Origin of the sequence: Candidatus Poriferisodalis sp., from assembly GCF_965214215.1 — a bacterium.
In the GTDB taxonomy this organism is placed as follows: Bacteria; Actinomycetota; Acidimicrobiia; order Acidimicrobiales; family Poriferisodalaceae; genus Poriferisodalis.
The window spans coordinates 2,863,390-2,885,261 of record NZ_CBDCBD010000003.1; the positions used below are offsets into that span (position 1 = coordinate 2,863,390).

Genomic DNA, 21,872 nt, shown 5'->3' on the forward strand with positions numbered 1-21,872 from the left:
GCCCGAGACGCCGGCTCACCGGGCCGCTTCGACACGCAACCCGCAATAGACGGGGACGGCGCGCCCGGCGTCGATCTCCATTCGCACCCAGTCCTCAAGCGCTTCTGCAAGCATCCGCCGCGATTGATCAGGTGTCTCGCCGAACCCCCATACACCTTGACAACCCGGAATCTCCGTCCACCATCCTTCGAACTGCTCGGGGTCAGCATCGCCGAATACCGCTTCATTCGCCGATGAGGCCAGAGCAGCTGAAATCCAAAGGTCCAGCGAGAGACCGTCTGATTTCACCCCGGGAAGATTCGAGGAAGGGCAAGTTCAATGGGTGCTTGCGACCGCGAGTCCCACACGGGCAGCGGCGCTGAGCAGTTGCCGGTCGCCGCTGACGAATACGGTGTCGCTGTCGGCGACCGAGCAAGCCGCGGCGAGATGGACTGCGTCATAGCCCCGGAGATGGTGCTCCTCAGCCAATTCACCGGCGACGCGCACCAGATGGTCGGTGACCTCGACCCAGTCGAACCCAGGAGTCAGCGCGTCGAGTTGCCCGACAGCGATCCCATGCTGTGACCGACTGAGTCGACCCAGCCGCTGCGCCATAGCGAGTGCCGCTCGCACTTCTGCATACATGAGGCGCACGCTCACGGCCCGGGTCGCCTCGTTCCACAGTCTCACACAGTGCGCGGACGAAGGCTCGTTGATGATCAGCGGGACGAAAGCAGAGGTGTCGAAGTACGCGATCACCTTCGCTGTTCGGCCACCAGCTCGCTGACTGGCGCCGTCGCCACGACCTCCGCCGTCGCCGCCGGCCTGCGCCGTACGGTCGCCGGAGTCACTAGCCCTTCGTCGATCAGCCGATCGATGGCGCGGGGACCCGCCAGCGGTATCAGGCGTGCAAACGCCTTGCCGTGGTCGGTGACTACCACCTCGGCCCCTTCTCGCACCGCCGCCAAATACCTGCTGAGATGGTCTCGCAGTTCACGTACGCCTGCTTCCATAGGGCCATTGTAGTGCTTTCTGACCTAGACTTATCGCCATATAATGGCGGCACCGTCAGGCGACCTGAGTGCCCTCGCTGCCGTGACATCCGGATTTGCAGCGTCTTGATTTCGGATGTCTAGAGTTCAGATATGGCGACTGATCTCGAGCTTCCAAAGTCTTGCAGCCGAGAACTCAGCGCCGCCGACAGCACCATGCACACCGAACTGGCGACGCGACGCCGGCCCGAGACGCCGGCTCACCGGGCCGCTTCGACACGCAACCGGCAATAGACGGGGACGGCGCGCCCGGCGTCGATCTCCATTCGCACCCAGTCCTCAAGCGCTTCTGCGAGCATCCGCCGCGATTGATCAGGTGTCTCGCCGAACCCCCATACACCTTGACAGCCCGGAATCTCCGTCCACCATCCTTCGAACTGCTCGGGGTCAGCATCGCCGAATACCGCTTCATTCGCCGATGAGGCCAGAGCAGCTGAAATCCAAAGGTCCAGCGAGAGACCGTCTGATTTCACCCCGGGAAGATTTGAGGAAGTCACTGCCACTGTGGCGTCTCCCAGTCCACGGTCATGGTACCTGCGCGCACCATACCGCTCTCGACGGAGAGGTCCCGCTACAGACTGACCGCTTCACACGAAGGTGGCCGCGACTTCGTCGAAGCGGCCCCCATGGCGATCCGTGTGATGCCGGTCGCACTCGGAGAAATACCTCTCGAACCGGTCGGTGGCGACGGTCATGACCGCGTCGTCGGGCCCGAGACCCAGCTCGTTCGCGGCACGGGCAGCCGCCAGCGTGTTGCAGATCGACTAGTAGCCGAAGTGCCCGAGGCGGTCGAGCACCCACGACGACGCCCGGAGGTGCCCACGCAGCGCATCACGGCCTGTGTCGGTGTTGAACACGAGCCCAAGCCCGCCGGTCGCATGGTCGCTGACGCCCACGATCGCCAGACAGCAGGTGGACTTGCAGATCGGACCCAGGCCCGAACTGCTGACCCCAACAACATGACTGTCACACCCCTGCCGTACGGTTGTACTCATGAACAGCGGCGGTGATGGCGACGGTGACACTCCTATCGCCCCGAGTGCCGCGGCGACACAGGTTGCCGCGACGCCACCGAGTCTGTCACACCCCTCACATACGGTTGTTCCCATGGACAGCGACGGCGACGGCGACACTCCTATCGCCCCGAGTACCGCGGCGACACAGGTTGCCGCGACGCCACCGAGTCTGTCACACCCCTCACATACGGTTGTTCCCATGGACAGCGACGGCGGCAGCGGGTCGAGAGCAGTGAACGGCGGCGCGATCGGCCCGTGCGGATCGGGCGGGGTGCGTGTGGATGCGGTGGACGTCGCCGCGCTGTGCGGTGAGAGCTTGCAGGCTCGGCTGGGTGAGATCGCTCGTGCTGAGTCCGGTCTGGCGGCGATGAAAGCGGACACGCTGAGCGAGATCACGCGCCGCAACGGCGACGGTGCTGCTGCGCATGCTGCTGTGGACGCGATGGCGGTCTCGGGCCGTCGGGCACGCGGCGAAGTGAGAGACGCAGTACGGCTCGGCGAGCTGGACGCGACCCGCCAAGGGCTCTCGGCGGGCACTGTGCCGGTGGGTCACGCGCAGCTGATCGCCCGTGCCGCGGGCGGCGCTGCGATCGACGACGAGTACCTGGCCGAACGGGCAGGCTGTGAGGGCTATGACGAGTTCCGTCGCACCATTGCGCGTCATGTGGCCGACATCAACCGCGACGACGGCGCTTCGGTGCTGGAACGCCAGCGCAAGGCGCGCACCGCCAAGCTCTTCACCCGCTCCGGTGACGGCATGACCGTGCTGAATCTCTGCGTCGACCCTGTCGCCGGCGCCCGGCTGGGAACGGTGATCGCCGCCGCCGAGCGGCGCCTGTTCCGAAACGAAGACCCCGCAGCACGGCGCACACCCGCCCAGCGGATGGCCGACGCCGTCACCGAGCTCATCTGCGATCCCGACGCCAAACGCCCAACCGGCGCGTCGCTGATCGTCGTCGCCGACTACGACACAGTCAACCACCAGCTCACCGACGGCCGTCTCGCCGACGGCACCCCGATTCCGATCGGCGAGATCGCCCAGATCGCTGTCGACGCCGAGGTGCTGCCGGCCGTCTTCGAAGCCGCCACCGGCGATCTGCGGATGGGACGCAGCCGCCGCACCGCCACCGATCTCCAACGCGCCGCGCTGGCGTTGCGCGACAAGGGCTGTGTCGGCTGTGGCATCGCTCCTGAGAGATGCCAGTACCACCACATCGACCACTGGAAACACGGCGGACCCACCGACTACGCCAACCTCGTCACCGCCTGCGTCGATTGTCACAACGTCAAGATTCACCAACAAGGCTTCACCGCCCAATGGGACACCGAGAACAGCCGCTACGGCCTCCAACCGCCAACCGAGCCGACAGACCAGCCGCCGAGCGAGCCGACAGACCAGCCGCCAAGCGAGCCGACAGACCAACCGCCGGACCAGCCGCCGAACAGCGGCCATGGCCCGTCGCCCGCCGACAAGCCAACCCGAGCACCATCACGCCAGTCGAAGACCGCCCCGGGCGCTTCGACGAACAGCCCCGGCACCCAGACCGCACCCCGAGCACCACCCACCTGAACCACCTGGGGGCAACCCCCACCTCTGACGCGCGGCGTCGGCCTGGGTGATCGCCCCGCTGGTGACCTGCAAGTTGATCTCTCATTTCGTCTCCGCAGACAGCCACTTGGGCCGACGCCGACCCTCGCTGGTCGTCATCTGAAGCTCCTTCACACATCAGCGGGAACGCAACCAGACATGGACCATTTGTCAACCAAAACTCCGCGGCGAAGTCAGACGCAACACAGGACTCTGTGGTGAATTACGGCGGTTCCGCAGCGGTTTTGGTCGTCGGTGGACGTGGTCTCAGATGTCAGCGATATCGCGCATTTCGGCGATTCGGTCACGCAGGTCGGGTGCCCGCCCTCGCAGGTAGTCCAGCGCATCCGCGCTGCGGTCCTCGTAGTCAGGGTCAGCGGGCAGCTTGCCCGGCTTGTCAAGCAATCGCGTTATCTCTTCGAGCACATGGGGCGGGTGGCTGTACCCAAAACGTCGGCAGTAATAGCCGAGACCTGCCTCAAGGCTGCATGCGCCGGATTGATCCATCGCAGCGAGGTCCAAGTAGTCACGCAGCTTGGGGCGCAGCCTGATGACATCGAGCTTGGCGGCCATCAGGTCCGGGATCGAGCCGACGTTCATCCCTGCGACCTCGGTGGGGGGAGCGACCCACCGCATGTCGGATGGCTGCACTTCGTTGGTCGGCAGCGCCCGGAAGATGTCGACCCTCACCCCGTCGACGAAGCCATGGAACATGTTGCTGGACACCTCTTCGATGTCTACGACACTTGCCGCTGCACGCAGCCGCTTCTCCTGCGCTTTCCCGGAGAAGTCCTCCAGCGTGATGACGTCGAGATCTTCTGAGATTCTGTGCCGCAGGTGGATGGCGACGGCGGTTCCGCCCATCAGCACTCCCCCGACTCTGTTGGCGCAGTCTGCGACGTGCGGCCACACGCTGCGCAGATGCGCCGGCAAGACGTCGGCCAGATCGTCGAGCTCGCTCATGTCGCGACTGAGCGTCGAGCCAGCTCGGCGTCGAGCATCTCGGCGGTCGATCCGGTGTCGAACCCTCGCAGCGTGCGGCACTCCCCCAGCACGCTCGTCGGCAGCGCCGAGATCGCCCACGCCCTGGCGCACACGTCTCGCCCGCCGAGCAGGGTCTCCGCGATGTGCAGGCCGTGCTGGGAGATTCGCAGCGTGTCAGCGGAGGCACCCGACCAGAAGAGCCGCCAGAAACGCTGCGGCACACGATCCGCTGCCTCACTCGCACGGCGGATCGGCCTATCTCGCAGATATGCGAGCGCCTCCATGCAGTTGTCCGACCAGGACAGCGCCCACAGAGTCGCACGCCGCAGTTCGTATCCGCGCTGGATTGCCGTCTTGGTTCGCTCCGCCCAGCCGCGACGCTCGAGTTCGGCAAGGCATCGCGACGCCTGCGAATAGGAGACGTCCGCGAGCTCGGCGACTTTCGCTGCAGTAGCGCCGAACGGTCGTGCCCTCAACGCGTTCAGCACGCTCTTCGTTCCATTGCGCGACGACGCAAGCGGGTTGTCGTCTGCGCGGAGCGTGGCTGGCAGATGCTCGACCAGCCACGGGTCGCCCGGGCCAGAGGCTCGCCGGCACCGGTCTCGCAGCAGATGCCCCAACCTTTCAAACAGCTCGAGGTCCTTCACCGGCGACATGACCGAGGACATCTTGCGCGCGGTGACACGCGACACACCGATCGCCTCGACGATGATTGCCGGTGTCGGGTCCGGGAGTCTGGCTGCAGCCAGCCAGTCCGAGGGCGCCAGCTTCGTCGAGTGGATCTCCGTGCCGGTCGTGACCGTGAACCGCTTGCGGCAGCCGACACACCGCCAAGTGCTCCACTCACGATCACCGTTGACACCCAAGACGAGGCGGGCGCTACTTCCGCAGGAAGGACATGCTGGCTCGTCGGGCCATCTGACCGAAATCAGGAGCTGCTCTGCGTTCGCCTGCTCCATCACCTGCATAAGCACAGGGTACCCGCCTGCGGGCTGTTTTCTTTCCAATGCGAACCAAAGCCAGAGCCGTCAATGCGGCTCACACGACGGTGGCGGAGACCTCGTCGTTGAGCTCGTTGATCATCTCGTCCCACAGGCGGGGCAGGCCTCGCAGCGAGTCCCAGAAGCCTTGGTCGCGGCGGGCCTCGAAGTCTTCCAGCGGAACGCCTTGCTGCTCGACCCACGTGTAGTAGCCGAGGTTGAATATCCGGTCGCGGCCCCGGTCAGACAGCACCTCGATGTGGGGAGCGTCATCGCTGCGAACATCGGCTGCCAAGTAGCGCTCGATGATGCCGCGGGCCGCGCCTGCGTCGAAGCGGCCCCCATGGCGCTCCGCAAGGTGGCGCTCACGCTCGGAGAAATACATCTCGAACCCGTCCGTCGCCACGGTCATGACCACGTCGTCAGGCCCGAGCCCCAGCTCATTCGCGGTCCGGGCAGCCGCCAGCGTGTTGCAGATCGACGAGTAGCCGAAGTGCCCGAGGTGGTCGAGCACCCACGACGCCGCTCCGAGGTGCTCGCGCAGCGCATCACGGCCCGCTTCGGTGTTGAAAACGAGCCCGAGCCCGTCGGTCGCATGGTCGCTGACCCCGACGATGACATCGGTGTTCATGACGTTGTGAATGAGGGGGATGTGCTTGTCGCCGATGCCCTGGATGTTGTGCTCGCCGTAGCCGTTGTAGAGCATGGTCGGGCACTCCAGCGCTTCGACGGCGACGATCCGAGCGTTGTGCTCATCTTTCAACCGGTCGCCGGCGCCGAGCGTGCCGGCCGATCCGCTGGCAGCGACGAACGCTGCCAGGTTCAGGTCGCTGCCCTGGGGCGATTCCTGCCGCAGGTGCTCGAACACCGACATGAGCGCGGCGCCGGTCACCTCGTAGTGCCCGATGTGATTCGAGAACTCGCTGAACTGATTCAAGATGAAGTTCGCCGGATCCTGCGACAGCTCGGCGCAGGCGTCGTAGATCTCCTTGACGTTGCTCTCCGAGCCCGGCGTGCGAATCACATCGGCAGGCTCCGCGATCCAGCGCTCCAGCCATTCGAAGCGCTCGCGGCTCATGTTCTCGGGCAGCACGGCCACCCCGCGGCATGCCATGATCCGGCTGATGGCCACGCCGCCACGGGCGTAGTTGCCAGTCGAGGGCCACACTGCCCGATGGCGTGTCGGATCGAATTGGCCGCAGACCACCCGTGGCGCAAGGCACGAGTACGCAGCCAGCACTTTGTGCGCGCCGATCATCGGAAAGCGGTTGCCGAACAGCACGACGACCTTGGCCGGTGTTCCCGTCAGCTCGCTGGGCAGCACGACATGGTCGGGGACCTCTGTGCGTCCGCCCCTGCCATCGTTGAACCAATGCACCCGGAACAGGTTGAGCGGGTCGGCGAAGTCTGGGTCGACATCAGCGAGCGCGCTGCCGACATCGGGGTCGATCAGCGTCGGATCGGCGAGCTCGGCGAAGGTGGGCAGACGGATGCCCTGCTCCCGGAAGCGCTCGACGACACGGGCGCGGCCGCCTGCGTCAGTGACCTCGGTGGCGAGTTGAGCTGCGTAGCTGGCGGGAAACGCTCCCGCGGCGATGGCCGTCTGGGGCGATGAGGTGTGGTTGTCCATACGGAACTGAGGCTATGTTCCGCGAACGGTTCGCGATTCCCGCTGCGGCGGGCCGCGCACCCTGCGGCGCGGCCACAGTGCGTGGCTTGCCGGAGCGACAAGTCCACATGCTGCATCGGACCGAACCGGTGTTGCCGGATGCGGAATGCAAGGGAGGCTTGAGACACATGGCGGCAGATCGATGACATTGACACGAAATGCGCTGTACCTGCAGGACGCTCACACGATCACCGAGGCGATGAGCTTCACCCAGTACGCCGAGGAACGCGGCTTCGAGGCCGTCTGGCAAGCCGACTCGCGGCTGGTGCGCGAAGCCAGCGTGCCGATGGCAGCGTTCGCGGCGACCACGTCGCGCATCAAGGTGGGCGCGGGCGTGATCGACATCTGGTCTCGCAACCCGGCTCGCCTGGCGTCGATGTTCTCGACGCTCGACGACCTCGCACCGGGCCGCATCATCTGCGGTCTGGGCGCGTGGTGGGATCCGCTGGCCGCGAAGGTCGGCATCAGCCGGGCCCGCCCGCTGGGCGCGATGCGCGAAGTCACCACCGTGGTGCGGGCGCTGCTCGCCAACGAGAACGTCACCTTCCACGGCGATCACGTCCATCTCGACGACGTCGAGCTCGACTACGTGTACCAGGAGCGACGGCCCAAAGACGTGCCGATCTACATCGGCGCCACGGGCATGAAGATGATGGAGCTGTGCGGCGAGATCGCTGACGGCGTCGTGCTGAACTATCTCGTCTCGCCCGACTACAACAGCCGTGCGATGGAGTCGCTCGAGCGGGGCGCCGCGTCGGTCGGGCGCAGCGTGGACGACCTGGACCGGCCCCAGCTGGTGGTCTGCTCGGTGCACGAGGACCGTGCGACGGCACTGGACATGGCCCGCAACATGGTCACCCAGTACCTCGGCCAGCAGCCGCACATCATGAAGGCCTCCGGAGTGCCCGACTCGCTGCTGGAAGAGGTCGGCAAGGCGCTGACCTGGCCCGCGACCGCTGAGCAGGTCGAGGCAGCATCGCGGCTGGTGCCCGACGACATCGTGCAGATGCTGACGGCCTCGGGCACGCCCGCGGAGGCCCGTGAGGCCGTCGACGGCTACCTGGCCAACGGCGCTACCTGCCCGATCCTGTATCCCCTGGGCGACGTCGAGGCGATGATCGACGCCTTCGCTGTCTGAGCCCGGAACCGCTCGCCGCAGCAGACTGCCCGGAGTCGCCTAGGAGTCTGGTCGGAAGAGGGTTCCGGCCGAAACAACAAGCCGCTGACCTGCGGTTTTGCGGGTGGAATATGCCGAAAATGCGACTTCCCGACCACGTTCCTAGTAGCCCAGCTCGGTCGCAGCACGTTCAAGCGCCACAGTGACCGACCAGTGCGTGCGTGCCAGTCGCAGGTCGTTGTTCGAGCCGTCGGCGTACAGACCCGCAGCGCTCATCCAGAACGCCGCCGAGCGCATGGCGTAGAGCAACTGAAAGTAGGCGCAGCGCTCGGGGTCGATCTCGATGCCGGTGGCCTGCTGGTAGCGGTCAATGAACAGCTCCCGCGGCACGACATTCGACAGCAGGTCGGTGCCCTCGCGGTTCAGCTCAGTGAGCACATAGGCCACGTCGTACATGGGATCGCCGATGACCTGCAGCTCCCAGTCGAGCACTGCAGACACCCGGTCGTCATGGATCAGGACATTGCCGGTCCGAAACGCACCGTGCACGAGGGTGAGCTGTTGCGTCGGCGGTGCGTTGTGCTTCAGCCAGCCGATCAGGTCGGCGAGGATCGGATGGCCCCGATGCCCGGAGTCGTCGATGAGCGCCTGCCATTTGGCGATCTCGCGCAGCGCGAAGTCGCTGCCGCCGCCGGGCACGCCGAGAAACCCGAGCCCTGCCGCGTGCCAGTCGACGTTATGCACCGCAGCCAGCGCATCGGTGAAGCTGGCCGGCAGCACGCCGCGTTCGGCCGCAGCGGCGTAGTACTCGCGCCCCGCCCGGCGCCACGGGCTCGGACACTCGCCGGCCACTCGCTCCATCACGATGGCGGGAGCGCCGAGAACTGCTGGGTCGGGCTCGTACCAGAAGGCCCGCGGTGCGGGCACGTCGGTGTTCTCGAGGCAGCGCAATACTCGGAATTGCTCTTCGAGGTCGGATTCGTGTCGCAGCAGGGCGTTGCCCGGGTCGCGTCGCAGGCAGAAGCCTTGGCTTTGCTCGTCGGCGCCGTCGGACCAGACGGCGTCGAACAGCCACGTCTCGTGCGACCAGCCCACCGCAATGCGCTGAGGAGTGACGATGTCGACGGGGCCGCTGACGCCGAGACGATCGCGCAGATACTCGCCGAGAACGCCAGTCAGATCAGGATCATCGAACACTGTGTGGTGCTCCCCCGTCCTCGCCGAGAACGCCAGTCGGATCTGGAACGTCGGACACTTTGTGGTGCTCCCCCGCGTTGGTCACCGAGCGATGTCCATACGACGATCGATGTCTCGACGCAGCGCATGCCGGATAGCGGCCAGCGCCGCTGCGGCCACCGGACCCGAAGGGCCCCACCCGTAGAGGGCGTCGATGACCTTCGTCGCAGCCGCAATCGACCCTTGAGCCCGCATGCGAGCGACGGCGTCGCCGACATCGGCTGGGACATATGCGACGGCGCCGTCTGAGGTGCTGGCTGTCGTCAACACAGCATCGAGCCGATCAGCCAGCGCTGTGACGTCGGCAATCTCGGCCGCACGATGTTCGTCTTGGAATTGTGCCTGTCTTGCCAGGCGCTGCAGGATCACCGAGGCCATGAACGCCTGGGTACGGGCGTACTCCTCCTCGACCGCAGGGGCTATCTGGGCGCGCACGGTGTCTGCAAGTCGCGACAGCAGCTCGTGGTCGTCGAGGCTCATGGTCTCGAACTGGGAATCGACCAGTCGCCGCTGCGCTTGGCAGCAGCGAAGCGTCGAACCGGCCACATGTCCTGGTCCTCGCCCCAGCATGTCCCCACGCCGTCCACGTCCCAGCGGATGAGGCTGTTGATGTCGATGAAGCTGTGGCGGTTGATGATGATCCGGCTAACTGGCGTGCCCGTTGCCACGAAGGATCCGCCGGCAGCGTCGACGGCGTCGATGCGGATTTCGGAGATCCAGCCCTCGGGGCTGCGCCGGACCGTGCGCTCGCCGTCCACGAGTCCGACCTGAGTGTCGCCGTGCTGGGTGAACCCGTATGCGACCCGGTCCAGCCCGTCGCGGGCGTTCGTGACTGCCAGGAAACCCGACCCGTCATCGCAGGCGCCGGTGACGTAGGCGGCTTGACGGGGACGGTCTTCGGGTCGACGTCCCCAGGTGCGGTCGCGCATAGACCAGCAATCAATGTCGATCGACTCACCGGCCAGCTCGATAGCGCCGGTGATTCTGCCGATCTGGTCGAAGTGCGCCGAATGGCCGAACGTCGAGCTTCCCGCCGTCAGCGGCCGCGGCGGCAGTACCGCCTCGAAGCGCAGATCGGCGGCGAATCGGCCCGGGTCGTCGTAACCGAGCCGGTACGCCATCGTGGGGGTCTCGACCTCGACACTGACCCCGTTGGGCAGGGTCGCATCTCGCAGGTCGAGTTCTGGCGGCAGCCGCAGGGCGGTCAGATTGGAGCTGTAGGGAACCTCCCAAGGCAGGTGGGCCGTTGCATCCCACACCCAAGCCCCGCCCGAGATCGTGCCGATGTTGTGGCGCGCCAGCGTGTAGAGCCAGCCGCCGAGCGCCCGCTCTGTGTGATGGAACGAGAACCAGGCCGTTTCGGTGAACCACCAATCGTCACCCTTCAGATGCGCGTGAAAGGCGTCGTCGTCGGGCGTGAAGACGGGAACGCTGCCGGGGTGCTGACTCACCTGGCGAAGCGTAGATCGGCCGGCCGGTTCAGCACTTCGCATGCGAGGCGCACGTGGCTGGGGTTCGGTGGTCTGTGCCCACGATCCCCACGGCTAAGGGGCACTCGGACGGCACCTGCATGGATCTCTTTTAAGTATTTTCAACTAAATTCAATTGCTTTCAGTGTCACAATCTGTTGATGTGTGCTCATGACAAGGCGCAGACATGACTCATCACCGGCTCGCACATCGGGCATCGCGCGATGACCGCCGAGACCGTCCCGCTACTCGCCGTGGGCGTTCCTGTGCCGGTATTCGTCGCGTGGACGGCGACCATTCTTCTGGTCGTTGTCGGAAAGCAGTTGCTTCTCCTTCGGAGCTACCGCCGTTTCGTCCGCGAGACTGAAGCCAAGTTCCGGCGCCTCGAACAGCGCGCCGACGAGTACGAAGAACGGGTCGACGCCGAACTCGCCCAGCTGCGCGCTGAACTCGACGCTTACGGCGCGTGGAGCGACGCGAACGACCGCTTCTTCCACCACGGCTTGGTGGCCGTATCCCATCTGCTCGGAGCGAAGGCACTGCCAGCGCGTCGAGCCTGCGCGACCGAGCGGCTGCGCACCTCGGGGCGGCGTGCAACCGAGACAGCGTGGCGCCCGGTGCCGATCCGCACCGGAAGCTCCCCGCCCACCAAGCGTCCGACGGTGCGCGTGCAGCGACGCACCTGCCAGTAAGCACTCGAGCGGGCAGGCACAGATGCCATAGCGGTAGCGGCGGCACGAGACTCTGCGACGTTGCGATCGGTTCCGGAGGTGATGCACCGTGATGCGACGATGACGTCGGTGAGAAATGCGGTGCGGTACACATCTCTCGCCTGCTAGATCGCGGGAGCAGAGGGTTCTGCCGCCGCCACAGCGGGCGCACCAAACCGCGCGGCTCCCAAGCACACCCGTCGGCCAGCGACGCTCCCCGACGGCACTTGCCGACTGTGGCGCGTACTGTTGGGGCATGGCTGAGCTTGCCCGTTTCACGCTGGACAGCGACGAAGACGAAGTCGCCGAGGTGGTACGCATCGACGGCGGGGCCATCATCGAAGACGCCATCGATCTGGACATGGTGGAGCGGCTCGAAACCGAGTTGCGACCCTGGATCGACCGCACGCCGGGCGGGCTCGACAACTTCTCGGGCCACAACACCACCCGCACCGGTGCGCTGGTAGCTCGTTCGGCCGCTTGCCGTGAGCTGGTCATGCACGACAAAGTCATCAGCTTGGCCAACCGGTTCCTGAGCCCGTATACGAACAAGATCCAGCTGCACCTGACCCAGGTCATCAACATCAAGCCGGGCCAGGGCACCCAGCCGCTGCACCGCGACCGCCTGGCATGGGGCGGCTACATCCCCGGTGAAATCGAGCCTCAGTTCAACACCATGTGGGCCGTCACCGACTTCACACCCACCAACGGCGGCACTCGGATCGTGCCGGGAAGTCCCGGGTGGGACGAGGAGCGTCGAGCCGCCGACGACGAGAAGACCCAGGCTGCGATGGGTGCCGGCTCCGTGCTGTTGTACTCGGGCTCGGTGATCCACGGGGGTGGCGAGAACCGCAGCGATGCCGACCGCACCGGCATCAACATCACCTACACGCTCGGCTGGCTGCGCACCGAGGAGAACCAGTTCCTGTCCTGCCCGCCCGAAGTCGCCAAGGAGCTCGACCCAGAGCTGGCCGACTTGATGGGGTACTCAATGGGCAACTATGCGCTGGGCTACTACTCCGACCCACACGGCATGCCCGGGCCGGTCGACCTGCTCACACCGGAAATGGTGCTGGGCCGCAAGCCGGGCTCGAAGCATTCCAACTCCGCGCTGCTGAACCCTGTGGAGTGAGCCAGTCGCTTCAAGCACGACGTGAGAGGGCGCTGGGCACCGGCGCACAGCTCTTCTACACCGAGCCGCTGCACATCGTGCGAGGCGAGGGCGTCGAGCTCTTCGACGCGGACGGCCGCCGCTACATCGACATGTACAACAACGTGCCCTGCGTGGGCCACGGCAATACCCGCGTGGCAGAGGCGATGGCTGCCCAGCAGGCCACGCTGAATGTGCACAGCCGGTACCTGCACGAGGGCATCGTCAGCTTCGCCGAGCGATTGGTGGCGTTGCATCACGACGGGATCGAGAGCGCTGTCATCACCTGCACCGGCACCGAAGCCGTCGAGGTGGCGATGGCTATGGCTCGCATCGCAACCGGACGCCGCGGTGTCATCGCCACCAATGCCACCTACCACGGCAATACCGAAGCGGTGATCGCGTTGCGTCGGGCGGCGATGAGGCCCGACGACCACCCCGACGTGACGACCTTCCCGTATCCCCAGCAATTGCGTCCGATCCGGGCAGGGCTGGATGAGCAGGCACTCGCCGACGCCTACCTCGACGAGCTGGCGACAGCCATCGAACGGCTGGAGTCGTCTGGTGCCGGCGTCGCCGCCGTCATCTTGTGCTCGATCCAGGCCAATGAAGGCCTGCCGGACATACCGGGCGACTTCATGGCGAAGGCTGCGGATCTCGTGCGAGCCGCCGGCGGATTGGTGATCGCCGACGAGGTGCAGGCCGGCTACTGCAGGACCGGTCGCTGGTGGGGCTACGAATTGACCGGCTTCGAGCCCGACATTGCCGTGATGGGCAAGCCCATGGGGAACGGCCTGCCGCTCGCGGCCACAGTCGCCGACCGGCATCTGGTCGAGCGCTTCCGCGGCGAGACCCGCTACTTCAACACCTACGGCGCGAGCCCGCTGCAAGCTGCGGTCGGGCACGCCGTCATCGACGAGATCGAGGAGCGTGGGTTAGCCGCGAGCGTCGCAGAGCTCGGATTCGGGTTGCGAGCGGCACTGAACGAACGCGCCGAACGATGCCCATGGATCGGCGACGTCCGGGGCCACGGCCTGTACATCGGAGTGGAGATGGTGGAGCCGGAGGGCGAGCTGGTGCCTGACCGATCACGGGCGCTGGAGTTCTCCGACCGGTTGAAAGACCAAGGCGTGCTTGCTTCGAACGCCGGTGAATACGCCAACGTGCTGAAGCTGCGTCCGCCGCTCGTCCTGCAACAGTCACACGCCGCCGAATTCCTGGCTGCGTTCGACGCAGTGCTGACCGAAATCGATGGCTGACGGGTTAGCTGCCCGTTACGAACCAGCCGCCCGCGAGGCACTGCGCGCGTTCGGCATCGGGTCTGCCCGCCTGCAACTGGTGGGCATCAGCGAGAACGTCACGTATCGCGCCGACGACGACCGCTCCGCAGAGGCCTACGTGCTGCGATTACACCGGCCCGGCTACCACACTCTCGACGAGCTCAACTCCGAACGCGTGTGGCTGGAGGCACTTCGCAGCAGCGGTATCTCGGTGCCGACGCCTGTTAACGCACCCGACGGTCGCTACTTCGTCCCTGTCGAGGTTGATGGACGCGAGGTCCGTCAGGTCGGGCTCAACGTCTGGGCGCCAGGAGAGATCGTCGGCGAGCTGCTCACCGCCCACGACCGCAACGCCGATGCGGCGAGACCGATCGAGATCGCCGAGCCGTTCGGCCAGCTCGGCGGCCTGATGGCAGCGATGCACAACCAGGCGGCCAGTTGGACGCCGCCGCCATCGTTTCGGCGACATCGCCTGGACTTGGACGGATTGCTCGGCGATGCTCCCTTCTGGGGTCCGTTCTGGGAGAACCCGGTGCTCGAAGAGCGCGAGCGAGAGCTGTTGATCGCCGCTCGCGATCACTGCCGGGAACGGCTCCGCCGCTATGGCGAGCCGGGCCGGACCTTCAGCATGATTCATGCCGACCTGCATCTGGCCAACCTGCTCACCTGCGACGGGCAACTGAGCGTGATCGACTTCGACGACGCCGGTTTCGGGTGGCACCAGTACGACATCGCTGTGGCGATGTTCCATTCCCGGGATACATCGGATTTCCGTGCTGCGCGGCAAGCGTTCCTGCACAGCTACCGAGCAGTCCGCCCGATCAGCGATGACGACCTGGCCCTCGTGCCGATGTTCGAACTCATCCGCGGCATGGCGATCCTCGGTTGGAGAGCCGCTCGGCCTGAGGTTCCGTGGCCCGACGGCCAACTCGAGATGTTCCGCAAGGGTGTCATTGCTGGTTGCGAGCGCCTGCTCAAGAACCCGCCGACTCCGACCTCCTCGGAGGACACACCGCAGTCATCGACAGCGACCGTCGTTTCTGAGATTCCCGCCGGCCACGGACCGATCTGACAGAGCGGGGTAGCGTCGGCAGTCGCTGCGTCGCGGTGAGCAGGAGGGATGCCGTGTGGGAGATCACCGAGCCTGATCTCGCACCGATTGCGCTGGGAGCAGCTGTGCTGGGCACTGGCGGCGGCGGGAATCCCTACCTCGGCCGACTGCGAGTGCTGCAGGTGATGCGCAACGGTGGTCGGGTTCGGGTCATCGAGCCCGACGAGATTGCCGACGACGATTTGCTGGTTGCGGTCGGCGGTATGGGCTCGCCGATGGTGAGCAACGAGAAGTTGGCTGGCGGCGACGAGGAGACGGTGGCCGCCAGGGCGCTCGAGAGCCACCTAGGCCGCAAGTTCGATGCCATCGCACCGTTCGAGATGGGCGGCAGCAATTCGATGGTGCCGATGGTGGTGGCCGCAGCGATGGACATCCCCATCGTGAACGGCGACGGCATGGGGCGAGCATTCCCAGAGCTGCAGATGATCACCTACCTGATCTACGGCGGCAGCCCGTACCCCGCCGCCATCGCCGACGAGCGTGGCAGCCAGGTCGTCATCGCCGAAGTGCCCGACGCCAAGTGGCTCGAGCGCATAGCCCGCGCAGCGACCGTCGAGATGGGAGCTCACACCGGACTGGCGTCCGCCGTGATGGACGGCGCGTACTGCCGCCGCTCGATCATCCCGAACACATTGCGCCTGGCCAGCGACATCGGCCATGCGGTGCATCATGCCCGTGAGGTCAAGGACGACCCCAGCGAGGCGATCCTGGGCGTCGCCGGGGGCAAGCGATACCTGCGCGGCAAGGTGACCGACGTGCACCGGCGCAACGCGGCAGGGTTTGCACGCGGTCAGATGACCGTGGCGGGTATTGGCAACGACGCCGGGCGCACCATCCGCATCGACTTTCAGAATGAGAACCTCGCCATCTACGAGGACGACGAGCCCAAGGTGATGGTGCCCGACCTCATCACGCTGGTCACCACCGATACCGGAGAGCCGATCACGACCGAGCTCCTCCGGTTCGGTGTTCGTGCCGACGTGCTGGTGCTGCCAGCGCCGGATCTGCTGCGCACGCCCGAGGCGCTGGACGTCGTTGGGCCGCACTCCTTCGGCATCGATGCCGACTACGTCCCCGCAGTCTGAGCGCAGTCGGCAACGAGCCATATCTCGTCGAAGCCGCTCGACTCCGCCTGTGCTGCGGCGTCTGCAATGGCCTCGGGAGCAATCGCGCTGCCCAGAATGAGGCCGATCGATCCTTCAGCGCTCATGTTCGCGTCCCCTCGTTCGATGGGCCGTTGACCGAAGCCAAGTCCCCCACTGCCTTGACCCGGATCCGGATTGCGTTCGACGGCAGGTAGGTCAGCGGGATCTCGTCGATGTCGGTGATCTCGACGGTGTCCGGGTCGGCGCCGGCGTCGACGGCACGCTGGGCGGTGGCCGAGCGGGCTTCGGCCATCGCCTCGTCACGGGTCATCTCCGCCATCGAGTACACCCGATCGGTCTCGGCGCCGACTTGGGCGATCGCGGCACCGATCGCGCTGGCGACCGAGAAATGGCTCGGGCGGATGGTCTCCGATGCACCCGCGAGGCCGTCGCGCACCAGCACTCCCCCGCCGCCCACGACCACGACCGGTACCGGGTCCGCGGAGGTCTTCATCTGCTCGACGACCTCGGCGAGCATGTCTTGCATGCATTCGACTGCATCACTCACGAGCGCGGGATTCAGCTCGCCGACTGAAGCCGCCTCGCCGATGTCAGCCATGCCCGCAGCCGCGGCCACATCGGTCGCCGTCAGCTCGTCGCCGCCGAATACGAGTGCCCGCTCGGTCAGCTCGTAGCCGACGCTGTCGGGGCCCACTGTCACCTCGCTGCGGAGACCGTTGCGAGATCGAACCAAGCTTCCCCCGCCCAGTCCCAGCGACATCACGTCGGGCATGCGGAAGTTCGTGCGCACTCCTGCAACCGAGACTGCCGTAGACGCTTCCCTGGGGAAGCCGTGCACCAGCACGCCGATGTCGGAGGTAGTGCCGCCCACATCGACGACGACACCGTCGCGGATACCGCTCAGAAAGGCTGCGCCGCGCATCGAGTTCGTAGGACCGGAGGCGAACGTCGCCACGGGATAGCGACGGGCGTAGTCAGCGCTCATCAGCGTGCCGTCGTTCTGGCTGACGTGCAGCGGGCAGTCGAGGCCGAGCTCGACCAGCGCTCTCGCGAGCCCCGCGACGGTGTGTTCGGCCAGCGGGCGCAGGCACGCGTTCACGATCGCTGCGTTCTCGCGTTCGAGCAACCCGAGGCGCCCGATCTCGCTCGAGAGGCTGATGTCGAGTTCGGGTGCCTCCTCTGTCAAGACTTCTTGAGCCTCGGCTTCGAAGCTGGCGTCAACCGGTGAGAACACCGATGTCACCGCCACCGAACCCACGCCCGCCGAGGCGATGTCCCGCGCCGCGGCACGCAGCTCGTCGTGATCGATCGGACTGATGAGTCGACCGTCGAATTCGTGACCGCCGTGGCAGAGATAGACGTGATCGCCCAGCACTTCCCGGAGCCGATCGGGCCAGTCGATGAACGGCGGCAGTCCCTTGGTGGCCGGCAGTCCGAGACGCACCACGGCTGTGGGGACCAGCCGGCGTCCCTCCACCAGCGCATTGGTGAAATGCGTCGTGCCGATCATGACGGCGCTGATCGCATCGGGAGACAGATCGTGCTCGCCGAGCAGCGACTGCACCGCCGTCACGATCCCGTCGGTGACATCCGGCGTCGTTGTTGCCTTCGCCCAGCCGACGACATCTTCGGCGGACATGGCGACCGCGTCGGTGTTGGTGCCCCCGACGTCGACGCCGATACGCAAGGGCGCAGCCGGCGGCAAATCTGCACCGCTCACTGAGCCCGCTCCAGAGCGTCGAGCACGTCTGCGGGGGTAATCGGCAGCGTGTCGATCGGTGCGCCGACGGCGTCGGAGACCGCATTGGCAATCGCAGCCGCTACCGGGACGACGGGTGGCTCGGCGGCACCTTTCGCTCCATAGGGGCCGGCAGCGTCTGCGTGCTCCATGACAATCATCTCCACCTTCGGCACGTCGGCGGCCAGCGGCAGGCCGTGTTCCTTGAAAGTCCGCTGTACATAGCGGCCGTGGTCGATATCGACGCGCTCGCTCAGCGCAAAGCCCAAGCCCTGCGCGACGCCGCCCTGGATCTGACCGGCAAGGGCGGCAGGATGAATCGCCCGCCCGACCTCCTGGCAGACCACGTAGCGATCCACGGTGACCTGACCGGTGACCGGGTCGACGCTCACCTCAGCCTGGTGAAGGTGATACGTGGGCGTCGGCCAACCCTTGATCAGCATGCCGGTTGCACACATGGGATCGTGCTGCGGTGTCGGGGTGACGTAGGAGGCACCGGCGGCGATGGGCCCTTCGGACCATGTGGCTGCCTGTGCGACCTGACCGAGAGTCACGCTGGCAGCGGGCACACCCGCGACCGTCACGACGCTCTCGGCGATCTCGAGGTCCTCGGGGGCCGCTTCGAGCATGTGCGATGCCTGGTCGATCACCTGGCGTCGCACCTCCGCTGAGGCGTCGGCAATGGCCCGGCCCACCACATGGGTGATGCGGCTGCCCTGTGACCCGGCGTCGTAGCCGGTCGCGTCGGTGTCGGGCATCGTGATTATCACATCATCCGCAGCGAGTCCGAGTGCCTCGGCGGCGATTTGCCGCAGGCCGGTCGCAACGGCGCCGGAGCCATTTTCGGTCGCCGAGGTGATCACCGTCGCGGTGCCGTCCTCGTTCAGCTTCACCGTGGCATGACCCGGCATCGGGTTGGTCAGCCAGACCGCCGCAGCCTGACCGACACCGCGCAGCACGCCATTGCCCAAACTCTTCGATGCTGCTGTGCGCTCCGCAATTGCGTGCCAGGGTGCGAGCTCGTCGACTCGTTCAAAGGCCTCATGCAGGATCGAGACCTCTTCGAGCGGCTGCCCGTTGCGCATCAGCTCGCCGTCTTGAGCCAACGATGCCAGCCGATACTCCCGGCGATCGCGGCCGAGCGCGTCCGCAATGGCATCCATGTGGCGCTCGTTGGCGAACACCAGCCAGGGTCCGTTCACTCCCCGGTAGGCACCTGTGGGCGCCGTGTTGGTGTACACGTTGCGGGTCCGGATCCGAGCCGTGCCTACCCGGTAGATCGAGCCGAACACGAACATCGGGATCGACGACAGCGCGGGACCGTTGTTGGCGTAGGCACCGCTGTCGGACACGATCTCGACCTCGGTTGCCAGGATCGTGCCGTCGCGCCCCACAGCAGAACGAACCGACACCAGCGCGTTGGCCCGGCATGGCGCCACCAGGCGCTCTTCGAGAGCGCTGTGCTGCATGCGAACGGGGCGGCGGTATCGCTGGGCCAGCAGTGCAGCGAACGCTTCGACGCTCACATCGAGCTTTGCGCCGAAACCACCGCCGATGTGGTGACCGACCACCCGCAACGACGATGGCCTGACCGCCAGCATTTGAGCGATCCGGTCTCGCAGGCGAAACGGGTACTGGTGAGAAACCTCGATGGTGTAACGGCCCGACTCGAACACTGCCAGCGCCATCTTGGGCTCAAGGTGCGCTTGATACTGCCGAGGCGTCCGGTAGGTGCCCTCCACCACCAGATCTGCCGCAGCGAATGCCGCATCAAGATCGCCGGGATCATGGACCACCTCTGCCACCACGTTGCCATCGCGCCCGATATCGGCGCCGCCGGCCACCGCGAAGCGATTCCAGTCGGGATGGACCAGACGAGCGCCTGGTGCGAGGGCCTGCTCCGGGGTGGAAATCGGCTCGACCGGCTCGATGTCGGCGACGACGGCGCGTGCTCCGGCCTCGGCCGCAGCCCGGCTCTCAGCGACCACGATTGCCAACGGCTCTCCCTCAAAGGCGACGTAGTCGGCAGCCAAGAACGGAGCATCAGACACGATCACGCCGGTGCGCCAGTCCGGTACGTCGGCCGCCGTCAACACCTCCAGCACGTCGTCGATCTTGTTCGCCGGTTCAGCGTCAATGCCGCGGATCCGTCCAGCAGCTACCGGCGACCGGACAAGTGCCGCCCACAGCATCCCCGGGCGCACAAGGTCGGCGCCGAACACCGCGTCACCGCGCAGCTTCGCGTCGGCGTCGCTGCGCGCAGGACTGGCGCCGAGCCCGCTCACGGCGACACCGCCCGGGCAGCGTCGAGCGCGGCGTCGACGATCTGCTGGTAGCCCGTGCAGCGACAGATGTTTCCCGCGAGTGACCGACGGATGTCAGCCTCGGAGGGCTCCGGCACGTCGTCAAGCAAGGCGGTGAGCACCATCAGCACACCGGGCGTGCAATAGCCGCACTGAACTGCGGCATGGCTCACGAAGGCCTGCTGCAGCTGCGTGAGCTCACCCGAACCGGCAAGCCCTTCGACCGTGCGAATGGTACGGCCATCCATGGAGCCCGAGGCCGCGATGCACGACGCCACCGGACTGCCATCCGCCAAGACGGTGCAGGCACCGCACTCGCCCTCGCAGCAGGCTTCCTTCGGCCCCACGAGAGCGAGGCGCTCCCGCAGGGTGCCCAGCAGGGTCTCCCCCGCGTCGACGTCGATCACATGGGGCCGTTCGTTCACGACCAGCCGGATCGAGACGGACTGCTCGCCCGCAGCGCGAGCCATCAGCCGCTCGCTCCGGAAATCTCCGCGACGCAGCGATCCGCCAGCCGGCTCAGCAAACCGCCGAACACCCGCCGCCGGTACCGCGCTGCTTCGGTCCGTTCGGGTGCTGCGGCGCTCGCGAGCGCTGCGCCGGCTTCCGCACAGTCGACTCGGCCGTCATCCAGCCGCGTACCTACGATTGCAGATTCGGCGCTGGGCACCCGGTGCGGCGCACGAGTCCCGCCGCACACCGCGATGCGGGCGCCGCTCACGACTCCGCTCGGAGTCACCGACAGCCGCAGCGCCAGGCCCACGACTGCAAAGTCCATGGCACTGCGACGCCCCACCTTGAGGTATCCCTCGGCGCAGCGCTCGCCGATGGGCTCCAGCTCAATGGCACGCAGCAGCTCCGTCGGTCGTAATGCCGTTGCGCCCGCTCCCGCCAGAAACTCGCCCAAGTCCATTCGCCGCCGGCCCGATTTCGAAACCAGCGTCAGCTGAGCATCGGAGACCAGCAAGGCCGGAAGGGTGTCAGCCGACGACGCCGCGGTGCACACGTTGCCGCCAACCGTGGCCACTGTCTGGGTCTGCCAGGCCCCGACCGCCGCGGACGCTTGGGACAGCGCCGGATGCCGCAGTGCGATAAGCGAGGCCGTGGCGAGCCTGCGCAGCGTGACCAGAGCGCCGACGCTGGTCGCCCCGCCGACGTCGGAGATCCCCTGCATGCCGTCGATGCCGCTGATGTCAATCAGCGCTGCCGGGGCGCTCTCGCCTCGCAGGTACTGCGGCATCACGTCAGTTCCGCCCGCCAGGATGCGGCCCTCGCTGCCCCAGCGGCTCAGCACGTCGACTGCCTCGGCGACGCTGCGGACCCTGCAGAACTGCACCGCCGCACCTCCCTGGCCCCATCCGTGAGGGCGCTTCAAGACGGGTGC

At 66.5% G+C, this 21,872-nt stretch carries 23 protein-coding genes; 7 read left to right on the plus strand and 16 right to left on the minus strand.

The features are described 5' to 3' along the window. Positions 1–15 precede the first annotated feature (15 nt). From ACOOF5_RS15130 to ACOOF5_RS15150, 5 genes are all read right to left on the minus strand, one after another. On the minus strand, positions 16–288 hold the full coding sequence (locus ACOOF5_RS15130; RefSeq protein ID WP_420440597.1) for a type II toxin-antitoxin system HicB family antitoxin: 273 nt from the start codon (positions 286–288) through the stop codon (positions 16–18). Positions 289–315: 27 nt separating this feature from the next. Continuing rightward, entirely contained in the window at positions 316–738 is a 423-nt protein-coding gene (locus tag ACOOF5_RS15135) for a type II toxin-antitoxin system VapC family toxin (protein ID WP_420440599.1), read from the minus strand. Continuing rightward, entirely contained in the window at positions 735–992 is a 258-nt protein-coding gene (locus tag ACOOF5_RS15140; RefSeq protein ID WP_420440601.1) for a type II toxin-antitoxin system Phd/YefM family antitoxin, read from the minus strand. Before ACOOF5_RS15140 ends, ACOOF5_RS15135 begins: the two co-directional genes overlap by 4 nt. A 239-nt stretch (positions 993–1,231) precedes the next feature. Beyond that, complete coding sequence (locus tag ACOOF5_RS15145) at positions 1,232–1,504, minus strand: type II toxin-antitoxin system HicB family antitoxin (protein WP_420440603.1); 273 nt, start codon at positions 1,502–1,504, stop codon at positions 1,232–1,234. Between the two features lie 291 nt (positions 1,505–1,795). Further along, complete coding sequence (locus tag ACOOF5_RS15150; RefSeq protein WP_420440605.1) at positions 1,796–2,026, minus strand: hypothetical protein; 231 nt, start codon at positions 2,024–2,026, stop codon at positions 1,796–1,798. A gap of 220 nt (positions 2,027–2,246) precedes the next feature. Between ACOOF5_RS15150 and ACOOF5_RS15155 the strand changes: the two genes are divergently transcribed. Further along, positions 2,247–3,617: an HNH endonuclease gene (locus ACOOF5_RS15155; protein ID WP_420440607.1), complete on the plus strand. Its 1,371-nt coding sequence runs from the start codon at positions 2,247–2,249 to the stop codon at positions 3,615–3,617. A gap of 285 nt (positions 3,618–3,902) precedes the next feature. Here ACOOF5_RS15155 and ACOOF5_RS15160 read toward each other — a convergent pair whose 3' ends face one another. The 3 genes from ACOOF5_RS15160 to ACOOF5_RS15170 all read right to left on the minus strand — a co-directional run bounded on the left by ACOOF5_RS15160 (position 3,903) and on the right by ACOOF5_RS15170 (position 7,229). Beyond that, the gene (locus tag ACOOF5_RS15160) at positions 3,903–4,598 is read right to left on the minus strand and encodes a nucleotidyl transferase AbiEii/AbiGii toxin family protein (protein ID WP_420440609.1); all 696 of its coding nucleotides are present in this window, start codon (positions 4,596–4,598) and stop codon (positions 3,903–3,905) included. Then, positions 4,595–5,587, minus strand: coding sequence for a transposase (locus tag ACOOF5_RS15165; RefSeq protein WP_420440611.1), 993 nt, complete (start codon positions 5,585–5,587; stop codon positions 4,595–4,597). The genes ACOOF5_RS15160 and ACOOF5_RS15165 overlap by 4 nt, the downstream gene beginning before the upstream one ends. Positions 5,588–5,657: 70 nt before the next feature. Beyond that, positions 5,658–7,229 (minus strand): pyridoxal-phosphate dependent enzyme, encoded by a 1,572-nt coding sequence (locus ACOOF5_RS15170; RefSeq protein ID WP_420440613.1) that lies wholly within the window; start codon positions 7,227–7,229, stop codon positions 5,658–5,660. Between the two features lie 181 nt (positions 7,230–7,410). Between ACOOF5_RS15170 and ACOOF5_RS15175 the strand changes: the two genes are divergently transcribed. Next, complete coding sequence (locus ACOOF5_RS15175) at positions 7,411–8,406, plus strand: LLM class flavin-dependent oxidoreductase (RefSeq protein WP_420440615.1); 996 nt, start codon at positions 7,411–7,413, stop codon at positions 8,404–8,406. Positions 8,407–8,547: 141 nt separating this feature from the next. Here the strand turns inward: ACOOF5_RS15175 and ACOOF5_RS15180 are convergent, their stop codons facing one another. The 3 genes from ACOOF5_RS15180 to ACOOF5_RS15190 all read right to left on the minus strand — a co-directional run bounded on the left by ACOOF5_RS15180 (position 8,548) and on the right by ACOOF5_RS15190 (position 11,072). Further along, on the minus strand, positions 8,548–9,582 hold the full coding sequence (locus tag ACOOF5_RS15180; protein WP_420440617.1) for a phosphotransferase family protein: 1,035 nt from the start codon (positions 9,580–9,582) through the stop codon (positions 8,548–8,550). Between the two features lie 81 nt (positions 9,583–9,663). Beyond that, on the minus strand, positions 9,664–10,101 hold the full coding sequence (locus tag ACOOF5_RS15185) for a hypothetical protein (protein WP_420440619.1): 438 nt from the start codon (positions 10,099–10,101) through the stop codon (positions 9,664–9,666). Beyond that, the gene (locus tag ACOOF5_RS15190; protein ID WP_420440621.1) at positions 10,098–11,072 is read right to left on the minus strand and encodes a DUF7065 domain-containing protein; all 975 of its coding nucleotides are present in this window, start codon (positions 11,070–11,072) and stop codon (positions 10,098–10,100) included. The genes ACOOF5_RS15185 and ACOOF5_RS15190 overlap by 4 nt, the downstream gene beginning before the upstream one ends. A 242-nt stretch (positions 11,073–11,314) precedes the next feature. On the opposite strand from ACOOF5_RS15190, the gene ACOOF5_RS15195 reads away from it, so the two are divergent. The 5 genes from ACOOF5_RS15195 to ACOOF5_RS15215 all read left to right on the plus strand — a co-directional run bounded on the left by ACOOF5_RS15195 (position 11,315) and on the right by ACOOF5_RS15215 (position 16,426). Next, complete coding sequence (locus ACOOF5_RS15195) at positions 11,315–11,782, plus strand: hypothetical protein (RefSeq protein ID WP_420440623.1); 468 nt, start codon at positions 11,315–11,317, stop codon at positions 11,780–11,782. Between the two features lie 274 nt (positions 11,783–12,056). Then, positions 12,057–12,932, plus strand: a complete 876-nt coding sequence (locus ACOOF5_RS15200; RefSeq protein ID WP_420440625.1) for a phytanoyl-CoA dioxygenase family protein — start codon at positions 12,057–12,059, stop codon at positions 12,930–12,932. After that, complete coding sequence (locus tag ACOOF5_RS15205; RefSeq protein ID WP_420440627.1) at positions 12,929–14,209, plus strand: aspartate aminotransferase family protein; 1,281 nt, start codon at positions 12,929–12,931, stop codon at positions 14,207–14,209. The genes ACOOF5_RS15200 and ACOOF5_RS15205 overlap by 4 nt, the downstream gene beginning before the upstream one ends. After that, on the plus strand, positions 14,202–15,302 hold the full coding sequence (locus tag ACOOF5_RS15210; RefSeq protein WP_420440629.1) for a phosphotransferase enzyme family protein: 1,101 nt from the start codon (positions 14,202–14,204) through the stop codon (positions 15,300–15,302). Before ACOOF5_RS15205 ends, ACOOF5_RS15210 begins: the two co-directional genes overlap by 8 nt. A 35-nt stretch (positions 15,303–15,337) precedes the next feature. Then, positions 15,338–16,426 carry a DUF917 domain-containing protein gene (locus ACOOF5_RS15215; protein WP_420440631.1) on the plus strand — a complete coding sequence of 363 codons (1,089 nt, stop codon included), beginning with the start codon at positions 15,338–15,340 and terminating at the stop codon, positions 16,424–16,426. Here the strand turns inward: ACOOF5_RS15215 and ACOOF5_RS15220 are convergent. Genes ACOOF5_RS15220 through ACOOF5_RS15240 form a run of 5 tightly spaced genes read right to left on the minus strand, consistent with a single transcriptional unit; the run spans position 16,408 to position 21,863 of the window. Then, positions 16,408–16,551, minus strand: coding sequence for a hypothetical protein (locus ACOOF5_RS15220; protein ID WP_420440633.1), 144 nt, complete (start codon positions 16,549–16,551; stop codon positions 16,408–16,410). The genes ACOOF5_RS15215 and ACOOF5_RS15220 overlap by 19 nt on opposite strands. Continuing rightward, positions 16,548–18,134, minus strand: coding sequence for a hydantoinase/oxoprolinase N-terminal domain-containing protein (locus ACOOF5_RS15225; protein ID WP_420441009.1), 1,587 nt, complete (start codon positions 18,132–18,134; stop codon positions 16,548–16,550). Before ACOOF5_RS15225 ends, ACOOF5_RS15220 begins: the two co-directional genes overlap by 4 nt. A 29-nt stretch (positions 18,135–18,163) precedes the next feature. Continuing rightward, on the minus strand, positions 18,164–20,470 hold the full coding sequence (locus ACOOF5_RS15230; protein ID WP_420440635.1) for a xanthine dehydrogenase family protein molybdopterin-binding subunit: 2,307 nt from the start codon (positions 20,468–20,470) through the stop codon (positions 18,164–18,166). Beyond that, the gene (locus tag ACOOF5_RS15235; protein ID WP_420440637.1) at positions 20,467–20,958 is read right to left on the minus strand and encodes a (2Fe-2S)-binding protein; all 492 of its coding nucleotides are present in this window, start codon (positions 20,956–20,958) and stop codon (positions 20,467–20,469) included. Before ACOOF5_RS15235 ends, ACOOF5_RS15230 begins: the two co-directional genes overlap by 4 nt. After that, positions 20,958–21,863 (minus strand): FAD binding domain-containing protein, encoded by a 906-nt coding sequence (locus ACOOF5_RS15240; protein ID WP_420440639.1) that lies wholly within the window; start codon positions 21,861–21,863, stop codon positions 20,958–20,960. Before ACOOF5_RS15240 ends, ACOOF5_RS15235 begins: the two co-directional genes overlap by 1 nt. Positions 21,864–21,872: the final 9 nt, after the last annotated feature.

Excerpts from the sequence above, each read along its gene's own strand:
- ACOOF5_RS15140 (WP_420440601.1), bottom strand. The coding sequence starts at position 992 with ATGGAAGCAGGCGTACGTGAACTGCGAGACCATCTCAGCAGGTATTTG.
- ACOOF5_RS15150 (WP_420440605.1), bottom strand. The coding sequence starts at position 2,026 with ATGAGTACAACCGTACGGCAGGGGTGTGACAGTCATGTTGTTGGGGTC.
- ACOOF5_RS15155 (WP_420440607.1), top strand. The coding sequence starts at position 2,247 with ATGGACAGCGACGGCGGCAGCGGGTCGAGAGCAGTGAACGGCGGCGCG.
- ACOOF5_RS15160 (WP_420440609.1), bottom strand. The coding sequence starts at position 4,598 with ATGAGCGAGCTCGACGATCTGGCCGACGTCTTGCCGGCGCATCTGCGC.
- ACOOF5_RS15165 (WP_420440611.1), bottom strand. The coding sequence starts at position 5,587 with ATGCAGGTGATGGAGCAGGCGAACGCAGAGCAGCTCCTGATTTCGGTC.
- ACOOF5_RS15170 (WP_420440613.1), bottom strand. The coding sequence starts at position 7,229 with ATGGACAACCACACCTCATCGCCCCAGACGGCCATCGCCGCGGGAGCG.
- ACOOF5_RS15175 (WP_420440615.1), top strand. The coding sequence starts at position 7,411 with ATGACATTGACACGAAATGCGCTGTACCTGCAGGACGCTCACACGATC.
- ACOOF5_RS15185 (WP_420440619.1), bottom strand. The coding sequence starts at position 10,101 with ATGAGCCTCGACGACCACGAGCTGCTGTCGCGACTTGCAGACACCGTG.
- ACOOF5_RS15195 (WP_420440623.1), top strand. The coding sequence starts at position 11,315 with ATGACCGCCGAGACCGTCCCGCTACTCGCCGTGGGCGTTCCTGTGCCG.
- ACOOF5_RS15200 (WP_420440625.1), top strand. The coding sequence starts at position 12,057 with ATGGCTGAGCTTGCCCGTTTCACGCTGGACAGCGACGAAGACGAAGTC.
- ACOOF5_RS15210 (WP_420440629.1), top strand. The coding sequence starts at position 14,202 with ATGGCTGACGGGTTAGCTGCCCGTTACGAACCAGCCGCCCGCGAGGCA.
- ACOOF5_RS15220 (WP_420440633.1), bottom strand. The coding sequence starts at position 16,551 with ATGAGCGCTGAAGGATCGATCGGCCTCATTCTGGGCAGCGCGATTGCT.
- ACOOF5_RS15235 (WP_420440637.1), bottom strand. The coding sequence starts at position 20,958 with ATGGCTCGCGCTGCGGGCGAGCAGTCCGTCTCGATCCGGCTGGTCGTG.